At 65.7% G+C, this 19047-nt stretch carries 17 protein-coding genes; 4 read left to right on the forward strand and 13 right to left on the reverse strand.

Going from position 1 to position 19047, the window contains the following annotated elements; translation table 11 throughout:
• Positions 1–356: 356 nt before the first annotated feature.
• The 4 genes from AC2IR1_RS22100 to AC2IR1_RS22115 form a co-directional block, all read right to left on the reverse strand.
• Positions 357–779, reverse strand: a complete 423-nt coding sequence (locus AC2IR1_RS22100; RefSeq protein ID WP_486474128.1) for a hypothetical protein — start codon at positions 777–779, stop codon at positions 357–359.
• Entirely contained in the window at positions 776–2722 is a 1947-nt protein-coding gene (locus AC2IR1_RS22105) for an ATP-binding protein (RefSeq protein WP_486474129.1), read from the reverse strand. The genes AC2IR1_RS22100 and AC2IR1_RS22105 overlap by 4 nt, the downstream gene beginning before the upstream one ends.
• 45 nt (positions 2723–2767) lie before the next feature.
• On the reverse strand, positions 2768–3904 hold the full coding sequence (locus AC2IR1_RS22110) for a hypothetical protein (RefSeq protein WP_486474130.1): 1137 nt from the start codon (positions 3902–3904) through the stop codon (positions 2768–2770).
• A gap of 154 nt (positions 3905–4058) precedes the next feature.
• A complete protein-coding gene (locus tag AC2IR1_RS22115) occupies positions 4059–5135 on the reverse strand; it encodes a hypothetical protein (protein WP_486474131.1) in 1077 nt (358 codons plus the stop codon).
• A 211-nt stretch (positions 5136–5346) separates the two neighbouring features.
• Here AC2IR1_RS22115 and AC2IR1_RS22120 point away from each other — a divergent pair, with 211 nt between their 5' ends.
• Positions 5347–6327, forward strand: a complete 981-nt coding sequence (locus AC2IR1_RS22120; RefSeq protein ID WP_486474132.1) for a P1 family peptidase — start codon at positions 5347–5349, stop codon at positions 6325–6327.
• An 80-nt stretch (positions 6328–6407) separates the two neighbouring features.
• Here the strand turns inward: AC2IR1_RS22120 and AC2IR1_RS22125 are convergent, their stop codons facing one another.
• From AC2IR1_RS22125 to AC2IR1_RS22135, 3 genes are all read right to left on the reverse strand, one after another.
• Positions 6408–6971 carry an ester cyclase gene (locus AC2IR1_RS22125; protein ID WP_486474133.1) on the reverse strand — a complete coding sequence of 188 codons (564 nt, stop codon included), beginning with the start codon at positions 6969–6971 and terminating at the stop codon, positions 6408–6410.
• 337 nt (positions 6972–7308) lie between these two features.
• Complete coding sequence (gene rlmN, locus AC2IR1_RS22130; RefSeq protein WP_486474134.1) at positions 7309–8499, reverse strand: dual-specificity RNA methyltransferase RlmN; 1191 nt, start codon at positions 8497–8499, stop codon at positions 7309–7311.
• Positions 8500–8660: 161 nt separating this feature from the next.
• Positions 8661–9182: an invasion associated locus B family protein gene (locus AC2IR1_RS22135; RefSeq protein ID WP_486474135.1), complete on the reverse strand. Its 522-nt coding sequence runs from the start codon at positions 9180–9182 to the stop codon at positions 8661–8663.
• Positions 9183–9358: 176 nt separating this feature from the next.
• On the opposite strand from AC2IR1_RS22135, the gene AC2IR1_RS22140 reads away from it, so the two are divergent.
• Positions 9359–10405 (forward strand): asparaginase, encoded by a 1047-nt coding sequence (locus AC2IR1_RS22140; protein WP_486474136.1) that lies wholly within the window; start codon positions 9359–9361, stop codon positions 10403–10405.
• Between the two features lie 119 nt (positions 10406–10524).
• Here the strand turns inward: AC2IR1_RS22140 and polA are convergent, their stop codons facing one another.
• From polA to AC2IR1_RS22160, 4 genes are all read right to left on the reverse strand, one after another.
• Positions 10525–13335 (reverse strand): DNA polymerase I, encoded by a 2811-nt coding sequence (gene polA / locus AC2IR1_RS22145; RefSeq protein WP_486474137.1) that lies wholly within the window; start codon positions 13333–13335, stop codon positions 10525–10527.
• A 237-nt stretch (positions 13336–13572) separates the two neighbouring features.
• The gene (locus AC2IR1_RS22150) at positions 13573–13758 is read right to left on the reverse strand and encodes a zinc-finger domain-containing protein (RefSeq protein ID WP_486474138.1); all 186 of its coding nucleotides are present in this window, start codon (positions 13756–13758) and stop codon (positions 13573–13575) included.
• Between the two features lie 106 nt (positions 13759–13864).
• Positions 13865–14245, reverse strand: coding sequence for an HIT domain-containing protein (locus AC2IR1_RS22155; RefSeq protein ID WP_486474139.1), 381 nt, complete (start codon positions 14243–14245; stop codon positions 13865–13867).
• A gap of 8 nt (positions 14246–14253) precedes the next feature.
• Complete coding sequence (locus tag AC2IR1_RS22160) at positions 14254–15831, reverse strand: DUF5928 domain-containing protein (protein ID WP_486474140.1); 1578 nt, start codon at positions 15829–15831, stop codon at positions 14254–14256.
• Between the two features lie 158 nt (positions 15832–15989).
• Here AC2IR1_RS22160 and AC2IR1_RS22165 point away from each other — a divergent pair, with 158 nt between their 5' ends.
• The gene (locus AC2IR1_RS22165) at positions 15990–16808 is read left to right on the forward strand and encodes a sulfotransferase family protein (protein ID WP_486474141.1); all 819 of its coding nucleotides are present in this window, start codon (positions 15990–15992) and stop codon (positions 16806–16808) included.
• Position 16809: 1 nt separating this feature from the next.
• On the opposite strand, the gene AC2IR1_RS22170 is transcribed toward AC2IR1_RS22165, so the two are convergent.
• Positions 16810–17472 carry a TetR/AcrR family transcriptional regulator gene (locus AC2IR1_RS22170; RefSeq protein WP_486474142.1) on the reverse strand — a complete coding sequence of 221 codons (663 nt, stop codon included), beginning with the start codon at positions 17470–17472 and terminating at the stop codon, positions 16810–16812.
• Between the two features lie 37 nt (positions 17473–17509).
• Here AC2IR1_RS22170 and AC2IR1_RS22175 point away from each other — a divergent pair, with 37 nt between their 5' ends.
• Positions 17510–17818: a darcynin family protein gene (locus AC2IR1_RS22175; RefSeq protein WP_486474143.1), complete on the forward strand. Its 309-nt coding sequence runs from the start codon at positions 17510–17512 to the stop codon at positions 17816–17818.
• 62 nt (positions 17819–17880) lie between these two features.
• Here the strand turns inward: AC2IR1_RS22175 and AC2IR1_RS22180 are convergent, their stop codons facing one another.
• Complete coding sequence (locus tag AC2IR1_RS22180; RefSeq protein WP_486474144.1) at positions 17881–18981, reverse strand: DNA methyltransferase; 1101 nt, start codon at positions 18979–18981, stop codon at positions 17881–17883.
• Between the last annotated feature and the right edge of the window lie 66 nt (positions 18982–19047).

Below are 19047 nucleotides of genomic sequence, written 5' to 3' on the forward strand. Positions count from 1 at the left end.
TCTGTTGTCCAGAGGTTTCAACTTGTCGGTCATGATGCACGCCCCCGGGGCTTTGCCTGCTTCGGGCGGAAATCTTGCCCAAGATCGGTTCTGATCGCCCGCTGCCCCTTGGGGCCGGTGCGATGCCCCGCGTCACGCATGGGCTGCGCCTCAGGACCTGGGTGCGATGGGTGCGGGTCGTGTCTCATGTCGGGGCCCTCTGTGAGGAACCATACCACTGCGCATAGCAAGGGATGCAAGAGGGTCGGGCGTGGTGGGAGGTCGCGGGGGATGCTGTGGGCGGGGTGGTGGATTTCATCCACCCTACGGGCGCTCCCCTCGTAGGGTGGATGCAATCCACCGTGCGACGCCCCGCCTCAGGCATCCGCCCCGGCCCTTTGCCAGTTGAAGGTCAGAACCGCGGTCATCAGGGCCAGGACCGCCAGCCCCACCAGGGCCGCGTAGAACAGCAGTTCGGCCGGTGCCGCCAGCAGGAAGACCGAGAAGAAGAACATGACCGAGAAGGCGACCTCGACCCCGTTGTCCGGGTCCGGCGCAGGCACCTCGATGCCCACCAGCCAGCCCGTCAGCGAGGGCGAGAGCAGGAAGCCCCCGACCCCCAGCAGCAGCGGCAGCGCCACCGCGCCCGCGCGTTTCCAGTTCCGCCCCGCCCGCGTGCGCGGCACATGCCGGGCCAGCCTGCGGCAGGCCCGGATCCCGCCCGCCACCAGCACCGCCAGCAGCAGGAGACCGGGCAGCGCCTCCGCGAAGGTCATGTCCACGAGGGGGCGGGAGGTCATCCGTCGCGCTCCGCCAGGTAGCGGCGCTTTGCCTCTTCCGTCCGACCCATGTCGCGGACCATGGCGTCGATCGCCGCCGCATCGGACTTGTCGGCGTAGCGGAATTCGCTGTCGGCGTAGCGGTTGATTTCCTGCACCACCATCTCGACCGTGATGGGGCGGCGCAGTTCCTCGATCATGGCGCGCTTGGTGTCGTAATCCTTCGCGAGGAAGAGCGCGGGGTCCTCCATCCAGTCATCCGGCAGTTCGAAGTCCATGGCGCGGACCTTCACCGCGTCGGTGATGTTCTTGATGGCCCGGCCGGTGAAGCGGGGGTCGGCCTGTTGGATGGCCTTCAGGTAGGTGCCGAGCTTCGCGATGGTGTCGAGCGGGCCCAGCTGGCGCTGCACCGTGTCGTAGACCTCCGCCAGCGGCGCTTCCTTCGGGCGCGCGTGGGAAGCGAAACTTTCGGCCACGGCGCGCTGGATCTGCTGGGCGGCGTAGAGCTCATGATCGCCGAGCGGGATGTCGTGCCGCTTGCCCAGCAGCAGGGCGAGGATGTCGATGTAGTCGTCCCGGGTCTGCGGCCCGTCGACGAGGAAGCGGGCGCCGGCGCGCTGACGCAGGGCATCGTCGACGTTTTCGGGATAGTTGGAGAACATGCCGAAGGTGCAGTTGCCGCGCACCACGGTGTTGGCCCCGGCGAAGGCCTCCATGAAGACCGCCGTGACCTCCTGCTGGCCGGCCGAGCTTTGGCGGTCACCGCGTTTGCCGGCGATCTGGTCGATGTCGTCGATGGTGCCGAAGCCGATGACGGAGGGATCCAGGACGTTCTGGATGAAGGCCTTGGCGTTCTGGCCGGACTTGCCCTGGTAGCTGTCGATATTGTCGACGCCGAAGTTCTGGTAGCGGAACGGGTAGCCCGCCGCCTGGCAGTAGTCGTTCAGGAGACCCGCCATCATCTGGATCAGGGTGGTCTTGCCGGTGCCGGGCATGCCGTCGCCCATGAAGGTGAAGATGAAGCCGCCGAGTTCCGCGAAGGGGTTCATCTTGCGGGTGAAATCATAGGCCATCAGCATCTTGGCCAGCCGCATCGCCTGGTACTTTGCGATGTGGTTGCCCACCACCTCGTGCGGCTTGCGGAAGGTCATCACCAGGGAGGAGGATTTCGCGTGGCTGGCCGGCGTGAAGCCGCGGATCGTCAGCCCGTCCGCCTCGATCCGCCAGGCAGCGCCGGTGAAGGCGCCGAGGTGGGGATGCTCGGCGGCGCGCAGGGCCACGACCTCCATCAGCTGGGCACAATGGGCGGTGATCGTCGGGACGAGCTTTTCCTCGTCCCCCTCTGCGAAGGTGGCGAGCTTGCGGTCCAGTTCCCACAGGGTGCCCTGCAGGGCGAGGGGGGCGTTGTCCGTCAGGATCTCCTCCGCCTCGCCCGCGTCGACCGTCAGCTCCCCCATCTGGGAAGACAGCAGGTAGGAGAGCGCATTGGCGAAGACGTGGAGCTGCAGCAGGGAGGCGGCGGCGAGCAGTTCGGAGAACTCCGCCGCGCGGTCCCGGGGCAGGCTGCCGGCGAGGTTGGCGGCCTTCAGCTCCCCCAGGGCGGAGGTGGCGGCGAAGCTTTCCCCCAGGGCCATGGCGATGGCCAGCGCGCGGCGGATGGCGCGGGCCACGGCGGCCTGGCGGGGCGAGGTCAGGGGATCGTCGCCGTCGCAGGCCGCGATCCGGTCCAGCAGGTGGATGCCGCCCGCAGGCCCGGTGCGGCGCGTGGCCAGCCCCGGCGTGGTCGAGCGGAAGCGGCGCCGCGTCGTGCCGAGGCCGGGCGAGCGTTCCTCCACCCTGGCCGGGGCCGTGTCGCGGGCGATGCGCGGGGCGTGGTCGAAGCCCTCCAGCAGCGCCTCGGCGCCGGGGTAGTGCTTGCGGATCTCGTCCTCCCGCAGCTCCATCAGGTCACCGGTGAGGCTCATCGCGGGCTCCTCTCATCTTGCCTATGTTGCGTCCGCCGGGGCGGATCAGTAGCGCAGCACGCGGTCGCTGGCGCCGACGACGTACTTGCGGACACGGGAAAAGCCCGGGGGGTTCTGTTCCGACAGCACCTGGAAGGGGCGCGCGGGCAGGATCAGCGAACGGTCCTGGCGGGTCGCGCCGGTCTCCGTTCCGCCGGACAGGGGATCGAGGGCGAAGATCTCCCGCTCCACCTGGCCGAACCAGCCGTTCTTCTCGGTCTTGACCCGGTCGGAGACCAGCTCCTCATCCGTCCAGGCCAGCGCCCAGTCGTCACCCTCGTCGCCGCCCGCGCCGGCCAGCACGTCGCGGATCGGTCCGGACTGGCGGGTGTAGGCATGGGAGTACATCGGCCCGATGTGGAACCGGCGCAGGCGTTTGGGGTGCAGGTCTGCGAAATCCTCGTCAAACCCCTTGGCAATGGTCAGCAGCTTCAGCGCGCCCAGGCTCTGCGCCATCAGGTGGGCCTGGACCTGCGGCCAGCGCGACTGGTCCTTGGGCAGGCCGGTGCGGCCCGTGTCCTCCACCTCCATCACGTAGACGATGGGCAGGTTGACCTGGGTGTCGTAGACCGACCAGTGCAGCAGGAAGGCGCGGCGGCCACGGCCGACATCGCGCAGCCAGATCGCCTCCGGGTCGTTGCGCGGCCAGAAGAGCTGCCCCCGCGCAAGTTCCTCGTAGTAGAGCCTTTGGGAGAGGGCGAACTGGGTCTTCGTCGGTACGCTGTGATCGCCCAGGATCTCTTCCAGCATCTGGCGCTTCATGTCTGCGGTCGAGGGCATGGCGGCCAGATGCTTGGCCGCCTGGCCGGCGTCATTGGCCATCACCATAAGCTCCTGCGCCGTGGGGAAGCCGCTTTCGTGGTTGTCGATGGTCAGGGAACCGAAGAAGCGCCCGGTGTCGCGCCCCGAGAGCAGGTATTTCATCGAGAGCGCGCGGAAGGTGTAGGTCAGGGCCGAGACCTGGCGGGCGAGGATCTCCGTCTCGCGGTCAGAGAGGGTGCCTTCGGCGCGCATGGTGGCGGCGACCCGGGCGAGGTGGCCCATGATCGCCTCGAACTTGCGGAAATAGCGGCGGGAAGCGTGGAAATCGGAGATCCCCACGCGGTCGCTGGGCGCGGTATCGCTCTGCCCGGTTCCGGTCATCTGGTCCCTGTCCTTGGTCGGGTGTCAGCCCCGGCCGGTCGTTCCTGTCCTGCACCCCTTGCCCTGCCCGCCCCGGGCCAGCCCGGCCCCGGGGACGGCGGGCGGGGCGAGGCTCCCCCGGAGGGGAGCCAGCGCCGTACCGTCCGGCCCGGCGTCACGCGCCGTAGAGGTTCTTGTCGTGCTTCTCGACGATCTTCTGGAAGCGGCGGGCAAAGCGTTCGTCCGCCTTGACCTTGGCCTCCAGCACGGAGCGGGCAAAGACCATCTGGCCCTCGTGCGCTTCCATCATGTCGGCCATGCGGGAGTTGGTCGCCGCCCCGATCTGCGCCATGGCCTGCTGCGCCTGCTTGTCGGTTTCAACCCCGATCTCGTTGATCCGGTGGGCCACTTCCTGCTGCTGCGCGGTCTTCAGCGACTTGGTCAGCGCATCATAGAGCACGACCCGTTGCGAGGTATCCGTCTTCAGCTTGTTGATCAGCACCATCTGCGTCGCCGCCTGGTTCTGCAGGCTGTCGATCCAGGTCTTGCCCTTCTCGATGTAGCGTTCCAGCGTCTGGGACCGGGCGATGCGGACCTGTTCGTCCTGCACCAGCGCGTTGTAGCTGGTGTTCAGCACCGCCAGCGCCGTTTCCAGCTTGGTCCGCGCCGCCGCGTCCTGTTCCACCGCGATCTTGTTTTCCAGCTCGATGATCCGGGGATCCATGTCGGTGATCTGGGACCGCACGTCTTCCAGGCCCTGCACCGTTTCCTCGCGTTCGTCGAGGGTGCCGGTCAGGTTGCTTTCGACCTTCTGCTTCTGCTCCTCCAGCACCGCCAGCTGCCCCTCCAGCAGCTTGGTGATCGTGTCGGACTTGGCGATCAGATCCTGCAGCTTGTCGTCGATGGAGGCAGTGCGCACGCGCTCCTGGCGCATGTTGTCGGCCTTCACCTTGGAGAAGATGCCGACGAAGCTTTCCCAGGCGGTCTTGCCGCGCATCTCGTCGAAGTCCTTGGAGAACTGCGCCGTCACGTCGTCGAGGCCCATGATCAGCTCCGCGATATTCGCGTTCATCTGCTCGGTATGGGCGTGGACGTCATCCAGCGTGGCATTCTCGATCTCGATGGAGACATCTTCGCCGGTGGCCATCTTTTCCCGGGCGGTCTCGATCCGCGAGGTCAGCTCCGAAATCTTCGATTGCGCTTCGGCAACCTCTTTCTGGCTCTGCTCAAGCTGGGCCTCGAATGTCGACATGTCAGTCCTCCGTCGGAAACATCCGTAAGAATATGGGGAGAGTTAAGCCGATTTACATGGGCTTGTCTCCGGTTTTCCCGGCATGGCACGGGCAAATGACCTGCGCAAGACAGAGGCCCGCGCGCGCGCCAAAGCGGAGGCGCTTTGCCGTTGCGACCCGTTCGGAGGCGCGATTTAGTGCGTGGCGAAAGCGACTTGAAGAGAGGCCGGCATGCGCAACACGATCACGGATGTAGAGGGGCTGCTGGTCGGCCAGAGCCGGGACGAGGCGGTGAAGACCGGGGTGACGGTGCTGACCGCCGATGCCCCCTTCACGGCGGCGGTGCATGTCATGGGCGGCGCCCCCGGCACGCGGGAAACCGACCTGCTGGCGCCCGACAAGACGGTGCAGAAGGTCGATGCGCTGGTGCTGTCGGGCGGGTCCGCCTTCGGGCTGGATGCCGCGGGCGGCGTGGCCGATGCCCTGCGCGAGGCCGGGCGCGGCTACCAGGCGGGGCCGGTGCGGGTACCGATCGTGCCCTCCGCCATCCTCTTCGACCTGGTGAACGGCGGCGACAAGGGCTGGACCGAGAACCCCTACAAGGCGCTTGGCCGGGCGGCCTATGCGGCCCGCGGCCAGCAGGTGGAGCTGGGAACGGCGGGCGCAGGCACCGGCGCCATGACGGCGGGGCTGAAGGGCGGGCTGGGCAGTGCCTCCGTCCGGCTGCCCTCGGGCCATGTGGTGGGCGCGCTGGTGGCCGTGAACGCCCTTGGCACCGCGACGGTCGGCGCGGGGCGGCAGTTCTGGGCGGCGCCGTGGGAGATGGGCGACGAATTCGGCGGGCTGGGCCTGCCCGGGCACTTCCCCGATCCGCACCACGCCCTGACCAAGGCGGAGCTGATGGGAATCACCAAGGGCAACACCACGATCGGCATCGTCGCCACCGATGCCGACCTGACCCAGGCCCAGACAAAGCGGCTGGCCACGGCGGCGCATGACGGCTTCGCCCGCGCGCTGGTACCCAGTCATACCCCCGCCGACGGCGACCTGATCTTTGGCGCGGCGACCGGGGCGAAGCCGCTGACCGGCGAATTCGACATGCTGGCGCTCTGCCATGCCGCAGCCGTCACCATGACCCGCGCCATCGCGCGGGGCGTCCACGCCGCCACGCCCGCGCCGGGCGATCCCTTCCCCTGCTGGTCCACGCTCTGACCGCATGAAAAGCCGCACCGTGCGGGGCACGGTGCGGTGAGGTCGGGAAACAGGCGAGAGGCGGAGGTTACTGACCCAGTTTACTGGCCCAGGCCGATCTGCGCGTAGAAGGCAGCGTTGTCCCAGAAGAGGTATTCCTCATCCATCACACCGGCCTCGGTCCAGTGGCCCACGGTGGCCATGGTCAGCTTGTAGGCCTTGCCGGTGGGCGCGATGGTGGAGCCGTCGGCCAGGGGCATCGGTTCGGTGAAGGTACCTTCGATCACGCCCACCACGCCGGTCCATTCGCCCTGACCGATGCGCACCGGGTGCTTTTCGATCCGGGTGTCGGGGGCAAAGGTGAAGAAGTAGGAGAGGCTTGCGATATGGGTGTCGAGGCCTTCTTCCACGTGGCCGTCGGGCCAGTGGACCTTGATGTCCTCGGCATGGCTTTCATGCAGCCGGTCCCATTTCTGGTTGGTGAAGACATCGAAATCGAGCGTGTCGAAAGTGTCGAGGTTGCCGGCGATGCGGGCGTCGTCGGCCTGCCGGGTGGCCAGTTCGGCGAAGGCGGCGGCCGCGGCTGCGTTGTTGTCCTCGGCCATGGCCGGAACGACGGGGCTTGCGGCGATGAGAGCGGCGGAAATCAGGTGAAACGGTTTCATGTCGAAGTCCTTTCGAGCTGTTGGGTCGCATCCATCCGATGCGTTGAGCCAAAGCTACGACAGGTCATTTACGCATGAAATGTTCCCTTTGATGGAACACATTCCATGAATTGTTCCTTGTCGGAGGGCGTGGACGAGGCGGATTCGCCCGGGGTCCGACGTGGCCAAGCTTCGGAAAGACGAAACCCGCCCCCTTGCGGGTGCGGGCCTTGCGGATCGGATCGGGCGACGCGCCTGCCCGGCCCGCTTGCCTGTCCATTTGCTGGCTTGAAATATCCGCGGGGGTGAATGGAGCCGCAGGCTCCAGAGGGGGCAAAGCCCCCTCCCCCCTGGCCTGTCAGAGGCCGCTTTCGGCGGCGATCTGGGCGCGGGACTTCCGGGCGCGTTCGGTCGCGGACTTCAGCTGGCCGCAGGCGGCCATGATGTCTTCGCCGCGCGGCGTCCGGATCGGCGAGGCATAGCCGGCCTTGTGGACGATATCCGCGAAGGCCTCGATCCGGGACCAGTCGGAGCGCTGGTAGGGGGCGCCGGGCCATTCGTTGAAGGGGATCAGGTTGATCTTGGCCGGGATGCCGGAAATCAGCCGGACCAGCCGCCGGGCGTCCTCGTCACTGTCGTTCACGTCCTTCAGCATCACGTATTCGAAGGTGATCCGTTCGGAGTTCGACAGGCGCGGGTATTCCTTCAGCGTGGCCAGCAGTTCCTCGATGTTCCAGCGCTTGTTGATCGGCACCAGCTTGTTGCGCACCTCGTCGGTGGTGGCGTGGAAGGAGACCGCCAGCAGGCAGCCGATTTCCTCGGCGCACTTGGCGATTTCCGGCACGACGCCGGAGGTCGAGAGCGTGATGCGGCGGCGCGACAGGGCGATGCCCTCGCCGTCCATGGCGATCTTCATCGCGTCGCGGACGTTCTCGAAGTTGTAGAGCGGCTCGCCCATGCCCATCAGCACGATGTTGGACAGGAGGCGCGGCCCGTTTTCGCCGGTGCCGGTGCCGGGTTCGGGCCATTCGCCCAGGTCGTCGCGCACCAGCATGACCTGGCCGATGATTTCACCGGGCGTCAGGTTGCGGACCAGCTTCTGCGTGCCGGTGTGGCAGAAGGAGCAGGTCAGGGTGCAGCCCACCTGGGAGGAGATGCAGAGCGTGCCGCGGTCGGTTTCGGGGATGTAGACCACCTCGACCTCGTGGCCGCCTGCGATCTTCACCAGGTACTTGCGCGTGCCGTCGGCGGAAACGTTCTTCGACACGATCTCCGGCAGCTCGATCACGAAATTTTCGGCCAGCTTTGCGCGGAAGTCCTTGGCCAGGTTGGTCATGACCGAAAAATCGCGCACGCCCCAGTGGTAGATCCACTGCCAGAGCTGGTTGACCCGCATCTTGGCCTGCTTTTCCGGCGTGCCGACCTCGATCAGCGCGTCGCGCAGCTGCGGACGGGTGAGACCCACGAGGTTCCTGGCGCCCTCCGGCAGTTTCCGGGGGATGGTCAGGACGTCCTGGGTGATCGGCGCGGCAGGGGTTTGCTGGCTCATGGCGGCCTCGGGGCTCTGGCTTGGGGCGGTTGTGCGCGGCTGGGTGGAAGTCCGGCTCTATAGCTCATTCCACGGAACATGAAAAGCCGGGCCGCGACGAACGGGGCCCGGGCCTTTTGAGCAGGGTTGGCCGGGGCGGGTGCCCCAAGGCCGGCAGGGGATCACTTGCAGCGGCGTTCGCTGTCTTCGACGGCTGCGGTGAAGCCCATGAGGGAGAAGGTGTCCTTCGTCACCGTGCCACGGCTGGACCGGCCGGTCAGCACCGCTTCGGACCCGCCTTTCAGCGCGGCCAGGATGCGGCCGTCATCATTGGGCAGCGGCCAGGCCCATTCGCCTTCGGTCCCGAGGTCGAAGCTGGTGCCGTCGATCTCCATCGAGACGGTGGAGCCATCCGCGAAGGGATAGCCGCCGGTGAAGGCGATCTGGCCGGTGACCGAGGCGCCAGGCCGGTAGAAGGCCATCAGCTGAATCTCGCTCCGGCGCACGGAGACGACTTCGCCGTCACGGGTGTTCACGGTTTCCTTCGGGACCGACACCGCCCAGCATTCGCGGGGATCGCTGTCTTCGAACACGGACCAGTCGGTTTTCGCACCGACCTGGTTCTCGCTCACGCTTTGCTGTGCGACTGCGGTGCTGGCCGCGCAGGCCAGCATGGCCGCGGCGGTGAGTACCCGGGATTTCATCTGTACAGTCTCCAAGCCGTCTGCCTCTGTTCGTGCCCCTGCGCCTGACCGGCGTCTGCGGGGATCTGCTTCGCTCGACATTGCAATATTAGACGGATTTCTGCCACATGCGAAAGGCTGATTGGCGGGTTTTCGCGGATCTTTGAACAGCGGAACGGGCAGCGAAGGAGAGCCGGATGAACGCAGAGGGCGGTGGTTTCGAAACGGGGCCGATCGGGCCGCAGGATGCAGGCGCGGTGCCGGTCGCCGAGGTCTGGCGGGGCGGGCTGTGTGAAAGCCTGCATTTCGGCCATGCGGTGGTCGTGAACGCGGCCGGAGAGGTGGTGGAGGCCTGGGGCAACCCGGGCGCGGTGATCTACCCGCGGTCGTCCTGCAAGATGATCCAGGCGCTGCCGCTGGTGGAAAGCGGTGCTGCGGATGCCGTGGGGCTGACCCCGGCGCAGCTGGCACTGTCCTGCGCGTCGCACAACGGGGCGGCGATCCATTCCGACGCGGTGACGGCGTGGCTGTCGGGGCTGGGCCTGGGCGAGGGCGACCTGCGCTGTGGCGCGCAGGAGCCCTCGGACATCCCGGCGCGGGATGGGCTGATCCGGGCCGGGGAAAGCCCCTGCCAGATCCACAACAACTGCTCCGGCAAGCATTCCGGGTTCCTGACGCTGAACCGGCATATCGGCGGCGGGACGGAGTATCACGAGGTCGACCACCCGGTGCAGCGCGCCGTGCGCGCGGCCTTCGAGGAGGTGACGGGCGAGGCGGTGCGCGGCTGGGGCACCGACGGCTGTTCGGCGCCCAATTTCGCTACTTCGCTGCAGGGGCTGGCGCGGGCGATGGCGGGCTTTGCCGCCGCGCGCGAGGGCCGGGCCACGCGGGAGAGCGCCATGGTGCGGCTGCGCGACGCGATGATGGCGCATCCGGAGATGGTGGCGGGTGAGGGCCGGGCCTGTACCGAGCTGATGCGCGCCATGGGCGGCCGGGCGGCGGTGAAGACCGGCGCCGAGGCGGTTTTCGTCGCGATCCTGCCGGAACAGGGTCTGGGCATGGCGGTGAAGGTGCTGGACGGCGGCACCCGGGCCAGCGAAGCGGCGATCACGCAGTTGCTGGTGAAATACGGCGTGCTGGAGGCGGATCATCCGGCAGCGCGGAAGCGGATGCGGGCGGAATTGCGCAACCGGCGCGGAGTCACGGCGGCGGAGGTGCGCGTCGCGGATGGGTTTGGGGTGTAGGGCGGTGGGGGCGGCGGGGTGAACCCCGCCCTACGACCGGCTTTCGGCATCCCGGGTGATGCTGGGCGCCGTAGGGTGGATGAAATCCACCATCGGCCGCCGATCCATCCCCGGCCCGGTCAGTGCGCCTCGGCCCAGTTCCTGCCCTGCCCCGCGTCGACGACCAGCGGCACGTCGAGCTTCACTGCCGGGTTGGCGGCGCTTTCCATGACCTCTTTTGCCACGGCGATCACCTGATCCTCGGCGCCCTCATCCACTTCGAACACCAGTTCATCGTGCACCTGCAGCAGCATCTTCACCGGCAGGTCGGCAATCGCCTCGGGCATGCGGATCATGGCGCGGCGGATGATGTCCGCCGCCGTCCCCTGGATCGGGGCGTTGATCGCCGCGCGCTTGGCGAAACCGGCGCGAGGGCCCTTGGCCGCGATCTCTGGCGTGTGGATCTTCCGGCCGAAGAGCGTTTCGACGTAGAGGTGCTCCTTCGCGAACTGGGTCGTCGCATCCATGTATTCACGGATGCCGGGGAAGCGTTCGAAGTAGCGGTCGATGAAGCCCTGCGCCTCTGCCCGCGGGATCCGCAGGTTGCGCGCCAGGCCGAAGCCCGAGATACCGTAGATGACGCCGAAGTTGATCGCCTTGGCCTGACGGCGGACTTCCGAGGTCATCTCCTCCAGCGGCACGCCGAACATCTCTGACGCCGTGGCGGCGTGAATGTCCTGACCTTCGTGGAAGGCCTGTTTCAGCGCGTCGATGCCCGCGACATGGGCGAGGATGCGCAGTTCGATCTGGGAATAGTCGAGCGAGAGCAGGGTCTTGCCCTCGGGCGCGACGAAGGCTTCGCGGATGCGGCGGCCTTCTTCGGAGCGGACGGGGATGTTCTGCAGGTTCGGATCGGTCGAGGCGAGGCGCCCGGTGTTGGCGCCGGTCTGCACGTAGGAGGTGTGCACGCGGCCGGTTTCGGCGTTGATATGTTCCTGCAGGGCATCGGTGTAGGTCGATTTCAGCTTGCTGAGCTGGCGCCAGTCCAGCACCCGCGCGGGCAGGTCATGTTCGGTCGCCAGGTCTTCGAGGATGTCCGCGCCGGTGGCATAGGCGCCGGTCTTGCCCTTCTTGCCGCCCTCGAGCCCCATCTTGTCGAAGAGGATTTCCCCCAGCTGCTTGGGCGAACCGACGTTGAAGGTTTCCCCGGCCAGTTCGTGAATCTCGGCCTCCAGCTGCGCCATCTTCTGCGAAAAGGCGTTGGACATGCGCGAAAGCGTGTCGCGGTCGACCTGCACGCCATGCATTTCCATCTGCGCCAGCACGGGCGAGAGCGGGCGTTCCAGCGTTTCGTAGACCGTGGTGACCTTTTCCAGGTGCAGGCGCGGTTTCAGCACTTGCCACAGGCGCAGGGTGACATCGGCATCTTCGGCGGCATAGCGGGTGGCCTTGTCGATCGGCACGCGGTCGAAGGTGATCATCGACTTGCCCGAACCGATGATCTCCTTGATCGGGATCGGCGTGTGGTCAAGGTAACGCTCCGCCAGCGCATCCATGCCATGGCCGTGCAGCCCGGCGTTGAGCGCGTAGGAGATCAGCATGGTGTCGTCGAAGGGCGCCACCGTCACGCCGTAGCGTTTCAGGATCTTGGCGTCGTATTTCATGTTCTGCCCGATCTTGAGGATCGAGGCGTCCTCCAGCACGGGTTTGAGCATGTCGAGCGCGGTGTTCAGCGGGATCTGCCCGGGGGCGAGGTCATCATTGCCGAAGAGACCATCGGACTCGCCTTCGGCCTTGTGGGTCAGGGGGATGTAGCAGGCGGTGCCGGCATCGACGCAGAGGCAGATGCCGACCAGATCCACGACCATTTCATCAAGACCGGTGGTTTCCGTATCGACGGCCACGTAGCCGCGTTCGCGGATGCGGTCGATCCAACGCGCCAGGGCATCGGTGTCGGTCACGGTTTCGTAGGCATCGGGGTCGATGGCCGGCGCATCGGGCACCGCGTCACCGGTGACGCCGGTGCCTGCGGGCGCCTCCGGCTCCTTCACCTCGGGCGCCTCGACCCCCATGCCTTCGGCGATGCGCTTGGTCAGCGTGCGGAATTCCATCTGGGCCAGGAAGGGCAGCAGGACCTCGGGGTCGGGGTCCTTCACCTCCAGGTCGTCCAGGGTGAAATCGAGCGGCGTGCTGCAATCCAGCGTGACCAGCTTCTTCGACAGTTCGATCTGGTCGCGCTTCTCGATCAGGGTCTGGCGGCGCTTGGGCTGCTTGATCTTCTCGGCATTGTCGAGAAGCGTTTCCAGGTCGCCCCATTCGTTGATCAGCAGGGCGGCGGTCTTGATGCCGATGCCGGGCGCGCCGGGCACGTTGTCGACCGAGTCGCCTGCCAGCGCCTGCACGTCGATCACCCGGTTGGGGCCGACGCCGAACTTTGCCTCCACCCCTTCGCTGTCGATGCGGAGGTTCTTCATCGCATCCAGCATTTCGACCCCGTCGCCCACCAGCTGCATCAGGTCCTTGTCGGAGGAGATGATGGTGACGCGTCCGCCCGCGTCCCGCGCCTGGCAGGACAGCGTGGCGATGATGTCGTCCGCCTCGTAGCCTTCCAGCTCCTTGCAGGCGATGTTGAAGGCACGGGTGGCTTCGCGGGTCAGCGGCATCTGGGGCCGCAGGTCTTCCGGCATCGCCTCCCGGTTGGCCTTGTAGAGGTCGTAGAGGTCATTGCGGAAGGTGTGGGAGCCCTTGTCGAAGATGACGGCCACGTGGGTGGGCGCATCGGGGCCGGTGTTCCCCTCGACGTAGCGGTGCAGCATGTTGCAGAAGCCGGAAACGGCGCCGATGGGCAGGCCATCGGATTTCCGGGTCAGGGGCGGCAGCGCGTGGTAGGCGCGGAAGATGAAGGCCGATCCGTCGATCAGGTGAAGATGGCAGCCCTTGCCGAAACTCATGGTGTACCCCCGGTGTGCATCTGGCCCTCAGATGTGCCACGAAGCCGGGTTGGGGGAAAGCAGGTTTGGGCCCGCAGGTCGCCCGAAGGCGGTGATCGGCGGAGGGGGCCATCTGCCCTGGCGCCCCCGGTCGCGGGCGGGGCCCCTGCCCCATCGTGGCAGGTTGCGGACCGCAGGCTTGTTTTCAGCCGGAAAATGCCGAAAGCGCGGCGCCGGGTGGCGCGGCGCGCGGGCCGATCAGCCGGTGGTGTCGGCGGCGGAGCCCTTCAGGATGTACTTCGCATCGCAGTAGGGGCATTCCACGAAGCCGGTGTCTTCGGGGATGTGCAGCCAGACGCGGGGGTGACCCAGGGCGCCCTGACCGCCGTCACAGGCGATCTTTACAGTGTCCACGACCTTGGTTTCAGGAGCTTCGATCGCCATTGGGATCCCTCGTAGCTGCGTTTGCCTGACAGGTTTGCCTGCAGAGGAGATAGCGTGAAAGGACCGGCGCGCGCAAGGCACGCCGCGTCCCAGCGTTTAGAAGAGCTTAGCCCGCAGGAGCCAGCATCCGGCCGAGCATGGCGCCGCCAACCACATGCATGTGGAAATGCGGCACTTCCTGCACGCCATCCTCACCCGCGTTGGAAATGAAACGGGTGCCCTTGCCCTTGTCGGCACCGATGCCCGTCATCTCGACCACTTTTGCCAGGGTCCGGTGGAAATCCACGATTTCCGCATCGGTCGCATTGGCGGCGAAGTCGTCATAGGTGACATAGGCGCCCTTGGGGATCACAAGCACATGGACCGGGGCCTGGGGGCGGATATCCTCGAAGGCGAGGGTGTGATCGGTTTCCAGCACCGTCTTGTTCGGGATCTCGCCGCGCAGGATCTTGGCGAAGATGTTCTGGTCGTCGTAGCTGTAGGCCATGGGTTCTCTCAGTCGGTGAAGAGGTGGGGCAGGGAGACGATCTCCTCCGCCTGTTCCTCGCCGATGGAGAGGAAACGGGCAAGGGCCGGGGCGTTCTGTGCCGGGCTTTGCGACTGGCGGATCCGTTCGAGGTTCTCGAAATCGGAATCGCGGATCTGGTCGCTTTCGAAGGCGATGTCATGGCGGATGGTCGGCAGCAGCCTTTCCAGCGTTTCCTGCGTGGTATGTTCGCCTGCAAGTCCCACCCGCTTGGCATGGCCGATCAGGTAGTCGTCGGGGAAATCGCACTCGATCTCCAGCAGGCAGGTGCGGGCGCGGTCGCTGCAGAAATCCTGCAGCAGGTCGATGGCGGAGGGATCGAGGCAGATCACCATCCGGTCGGTCTGGTAATAGTCGAAGAGCATCCGCATCAGCGCGCGGCGGTGGCGGGTGCGTTTTTCCAGCGTCGACTGGATGCCGCCAAGATCGGGCAGCGGGGTGCTTTCCTCGTGGAAGAGGTATTCGATCGTGCGCAGATCGGTCTTTTCCGCGATCTGTTCCACCAGCCGCTTGGCCACGTGCCACTTCTTGCAGATCACGATCAGAAGCTCGCGTTCCCGGCCGAGAGAGCTTTCGGTTTCCCAGAAGCGGGTGGCGAAGCGCCGGCCGATGCGGCCGCGGCCGGTGAGGAACTTGAAAAGCGACCAGCCTTCGTTGGAAATCTGGAACTCGACCCCCTTGGCCGCGTAGAGCTGCCCCAGGCGGCGCTTCACCTCATGCGCTTCGGGGGAGAGTTTGCGCGCGAAGAGGAAATCCTGGCTGAGCAGCAGATCGTAGTGATCGTTGTAGAAGGTCACCGGCATGCCGTAGTCGGTGAACATCAGGAAGGTCAGCGTGCGGGAGCGGATCTCCTTCGATGGCACGAGGTGGCGCACCAGGGTCTGGAAGAAGGTTTCATCCGGGATCCAGGTGGTGCGGAAGAAGCGCATCACGTCCCTGCGGGTCCGGGTGAAATCCAGGATCGCCTCGACCGTGCGGCGGCGCAGGCACCACCACTGGGATCCGATCATGATCTGCAGATCATCGGGAATGGGCCGCGAAAATCCGAATTTCTGCTGCAGTTCCAGGGATTTGTAGAACCAGAACTTGTGCCGCCGTTCATTGAACCAGTGACGGTAGATCAGCCGTTCTTCCTTGATCCCCGTCTTGATCCAGCCGGAGGTGAAGAAATCGAAGCTTTCGCAGTAGTCGACATCATCCCGGTCCAGGAATTCATGCGCGTATTCGGCCGTCTTGATCGACATGCAGTCGCCCGACAGCATGTAGAAATGGGTGGCACGGGGAAAGGCATCGACCGCCGCCTCGACCGCATGCAGCGTCGCCTCCACCAGGGACCATTCGCCCCAGCCGCACTTGCAGCGCTTGCGGGCGAAGGTGACGCGGGGGTTGTCCTTCAGCGCCTCGCGGATCCTGTCGTAATCGTTGGGATTGGCCCGGGCGTCGAAATGGATCGACATGTAGTCGCCGACCGCCGTCAGCCGGTTCGCCTGGTCGATGATCCCCTCGGGATCCTTGTGACACAACAATATGAAAGCGATGGTGGCCATTCGTGGCGTCGCATCTCCGATTTTGCAGGCGCTCGACAAGACATACGCGCCAAGACGGATTGATAAAACAGGGTTTCTTTGCTTTTTTGTGCCACGCAGGCGCCAGAGCCAAAAAACGGGCGGCCCGGCAGGGTGGCGCACCTCGGAAGGACGAGCAGATGGGGTTTCCAGGGACATGGATGACGGAAAGCGAGAGCCTGGTGTACAGGGTGGTGCCGAAATGCGCCTGCTCCACCATCGGGCAGATCATGTTCTACTCGGACCATGGCCGCTTCTTCGACGGTGACATCCACGATTCGACCGAGGGGCTGCACAAGTGGTCCCAGGCAGAGAGCCAGCCGCTGATCCAGGCGAATGCCAAGGATCACAAGTCCTATGCCTTTACCTGTGTGCGCAATCCCTACACCCGTATCCTGTCGTCCTTCTTCGACAAGATCTGCGGGATCCAGCGCAATGGCCGCCGCTATCGCGGCAACCTGGTGCCCCTGCTGATCCAGAAATACGGCATCGAGGTCGGCGGTGAGGACGGCAAGCAGGAGTTCGACCAGATCGAAAGCTTCCGCCGGTTCCTGCTGTTCGCCCGCGACACCATCCGCTGGCGCCGCCCGATGGAGCCCGACATCCACTGGTCCGCCATGTCGGGCCATGTGTCGACCTTCATCGTGAACGGCGGGCGCTACGACAAGATCTTCTGGACGGAACAGTTCAACGACGGGATGCAGCAGGTGCTGGACAAGGTCGAAACGCCCCATGCCGTCGACCTCGCCTCGATCCCGCGCTTCAACGAGAGCGAAGGGCATGGGCCCAAGCGGGCGCATCCGGTCGAGGATTACTTCGACGACCTGTCGATGCACCTGGTCTACGAGATCTACAAGAAGGACTTCGATCTGTTCCGCTATGATTTCGAGAACCCGGGCAACAAGATGCCCCTGGGCGAGATCGACCTGGACGAGGTCCACGCCAAGCTGGGCGAATAGGTCAGCCCCCGAAGGACCCCAGCCCGAGGTAGCCTGCCGCCGCGCGTTCCAGCCGGGCCAGGATGGCGTCCTGATCCACCTCCCCCGCCTGCCATGCAGCATCCGTCAGCGCGCGGGTCATCGCGGCGAGGTCACGGGCCGCGACCTCCGGCGCGGGGACGCGGTGGGTCGCCAGGACCTCCACCACCAGCCCCGCGATCTGACGGTTCAGCGCGGCGGTTTCCTCTGCCAGCGGCAAGTGCACCTCCACCGCTTCGATGGCGGCGGCGCGGCCCGGGTCGGCCCGCTGATGCGCGACGGAGGCCGCCAGCAGGAGGTGCACCGCCTCGCGCAGCGAACGCCCCTCGCAGAGCACGGCCGCTTCGGTCAGGTCCGACAACATGCGGGCGCGCATGTCACGCACCAGTTCGGCCAGGATCGCCTCCTTTCCCGGGAAGTACTGGTAGAGCGACCCGATGGAGATCCCGGCCAGTTCCGCCACGGCGTTCGTCGTCACCCCGGCGATCCCCTTTCGCTGCAGAATCCGAGCCGCCGCTTCCAACGCGGCATCGCAGGTCGCCCGCGCCCGCGCCTGACGAGGTTTTTTGCGAACTTTTACAGTCTCTTGTCCAGACACGCCGTGAACCCTTCCGGATGCGAGTTTGAAAGGTGAGTAATTGCTCACATTCTGAAGGCATCCAACCCAGATGCAAGAGGCCAATATGACCCAGACCTATTTCCTGCTGATGACCGCCCTGCCCGCCTTCCTGTCGATCCCCAGAACGGAGCGCGACAGCCTGGCCCGGGCGGAGCTTTCCCGTGCCGGGCTGGGCGGCGCCCGGTTCTTCGACGCGGAGGCATTCTGCGCCAGCTCCTCCGACGTGATGATGGTGGAAGGCATGACGCCCGAGGCCTTTCACCGCGCGATCGAACACCTGCGCGACGGCCCGGTCTTCACCACCCCCTGGTTCCGGCTGGACGCGGTGATCCCGACGCTGGAAAACGGCCACCACATGATGCGCGCCGCCTGATCAATGCAGAAGGCCCCGCCGGATGACCGGCGGGGCCTTTGCAATCTCGCACATGGGCGACGTCAGCGCATTTCGGAACGGATCTGCTGCCGCATCACGTCGATCGGGATGTTCTGGCCGTCCCGCTTGTAGCACCAGTAGGTCCAGCCATTGCAGGAGGGCGCGCCTTCGAGCTTGGCTCCGACCTGGTGGATGGAGCCCTTCACATCGGCGCCGATCAGCGTGCCGTCTGCGCGGACCTTGGCGGTGTAGCGACCATTGAGGGAGTAGAGCTCCTCCCCCGGGCGCAGCATGCCGCGTTCGACCAGCTGGCCGAAGGGCACACGCGGTTCGGCACGCTTGGCGCGGGTGACTTCCAGCGCTTCGTTGTCGAACTTGCGCACGCGCTTCAGCCGCGCCTCTGCGACCTTGATGTAGGCCTCTTCACGTTCGATGCCGATGAAATCGCGGCCCAGCATCTTGGCGACAGCGCCGGTGGTGCCGGTTCCGAAGAACGGGTCGAGCACCACGTCGCCGGGGTTGGTGGAGCCCACCAGCACGCGATGCAGCAGCGATTGCGGCTTCTGCGTCGGATGGGCCTTTTCGCCGTTGGCATCCTTCAGACGCTCACCGCCATTGCAGATCGGCAGGACCCAGTCGGAGCGCATCTGCGTGCCCTCGTTCAGTTCCTTCAGCGCCTCGTAGTTGAAGGTGTACCGGGCCTTTTCCGACTTGGACGCCCAGATCATGGTTTCATGGGCATTGGTCAGCCGCTTGCCGCGGAAGTTCGGCATCGGGTTGGCCTTGCGCCAGACCACGTCGTTCAGGATCCAGTAGCCTTCGTTCTGAAGCTGGGCCCCGACGCGGAAGATGTTGTGGTAGCTGCCAATGACCCAGATGGCGCCATTGGGTTTCAGGATCCGGCGTGCGGCCTTCAGCCAGTCGCGGGTGAAGCGATCATAGGCTTCGAAGCTGGCGAACTGGTCCCATTCATCGTCGACCGCATCCACCTTGGAGTTGTCGGGGCGATGAAGATCGCCGCGCAGCTGAAGGTTATAGGGCGGATCGGCAAAGATCAGGTCCACGGAATTCTCGGGAAGCGAGTTCATCACCTCCACGCAATCGCCGGACAAAATGGTATTGAGAGGGAGCTCGGAAGCCCCTTTTGCTTTGGTTTTCATCATGTACTGCCTCAATGCACGGCGCGATTTTTGCGCTCGTTGTTGTGGACAAATGATGAGTCAAACTGG

It is taken from the genome of Pseudooceanicola sp. NS-SX8 (genome assembly GCF_057380755.1).

Excerpts from the sequence above, each read along its gene's own strand:
- AC2IR1_RS22100 (WP_486474128.1), bottom strand. The coding sequence starts at position 779 with ATGACCTCCCGCCCCCTCGTGGACATGACCTTCGCGGAGGCGCTGCCC.
- AC2IR1_RS22105 (WP_486474129.1), bottom strand. The coding sequence starts at position 2,722 with ATGAGCCTCACCGGTGACCTGATGGAGCTGCGGGAGGACGAGATCCGC.
- AC2IR1_RS22110 (WP_486474130.1), bottom strand. The coding sequence starts at position 3,904 with ATGACCGGAACCGGGCAGAGCGATACCGCGCCCAGCGACCGCGTGGGG.
- AC2IR1_RS22115 (WP_486474131.1), bottom strand. The coding sequence starts at position 5,135 with ATGTCGACATTCGAGGCCCAGCTTGAGCAGAGCCAGAAAGAGGTTGCC.
- AC2IR1_RS22120 (WP_486474132.1), top strand. The coding sequence starts at position 5,347 with ATGCGCAACACGATCACGGATGTAGAGGGGCTGCTGGTCGGCCAGAGC.
- AC2IR1_RS22125 (WP_486474133.1), bottom strand. The coding sequence starts at position 6,971 with ATGAAACCGTTTCACCTGATTTCCGCCGCTCTCATCGCCGCAAGCCCC.
- rlmN (WP_486474134.1), bottom strand. The coding sequence starts at position 8,499 with ATGAGCCAGCAAACCCCTGCCGCGCCGATCACCCAGGACGTCCTGACC.
- AC2IR1_RS22135 (WP_486474135.1), bottom strand. The coding sequence starts at position 9,182 with ATGAAATCCCGGGTACTCACCGCCGCGGCCATGCTGGCCTGCGCGGCC.
- AC2IR1_RS22140 (WP_486474136.1), top strand. The coding sequence starts at position 9,359 with ATGAACGCAGAGGGCGGTGGTTTCGAAACGGGGCCGATCGGGCCGCAG.
- polA (WP_486474137.1), bottom strand. The coding sequence starts at position 13,335 with ATGAGTTTCGGCAAGGGCTGCCATCTTCACCTGATCGACGGATCGGCC.
- AC2IR1_RS22150 (WP_486474138.1), bottom strand. The coding sequence starts at position 13,758 with ATGGCGATCGAAGCTCCTGAAACCAAGGTCGTGGACACTGTAAAGATC.
- AC2IR1_RS22155 (WP_486474139.1), bottom strand. The coding sequence starts at position 14,245 with ATGGCCTACAGCTACGACGACCAGAACATCTTCGCCAAGATCCTGCGC.
- AC2IR1_RS22160 (WP_486474140.1), bottom strand. The coding sequence starts at position 15,831 with ATGGCCACCATCGCTTTCATATTGTTGTGTCACAAGGATCCCGAGGGG.
- AC2IR1_RS22165 (WP_486474141.1), top strand. The coding sequence starts at position 15,990 with ATGGGGTTTCCAGGGACATGGATGACGGAAAGCGAGAGCCTGGTGTAC.
- AC2IR1_RS22175 (WP_486474143.1), top strand. The coding sequence starts at position 17,510 with ATGACCCAGACCTATTTCCTGCTGATGACCGCCCTGCCCGCCTTCCTG.
- AC2IR1_RS22180 (WP_486474144.1), bottom strand. The coding sequence starts at position 18,981 with ATGATGAAAACCAAAGCAAAAGGGGCTTCCGAGCTCCCTCTCAATACC.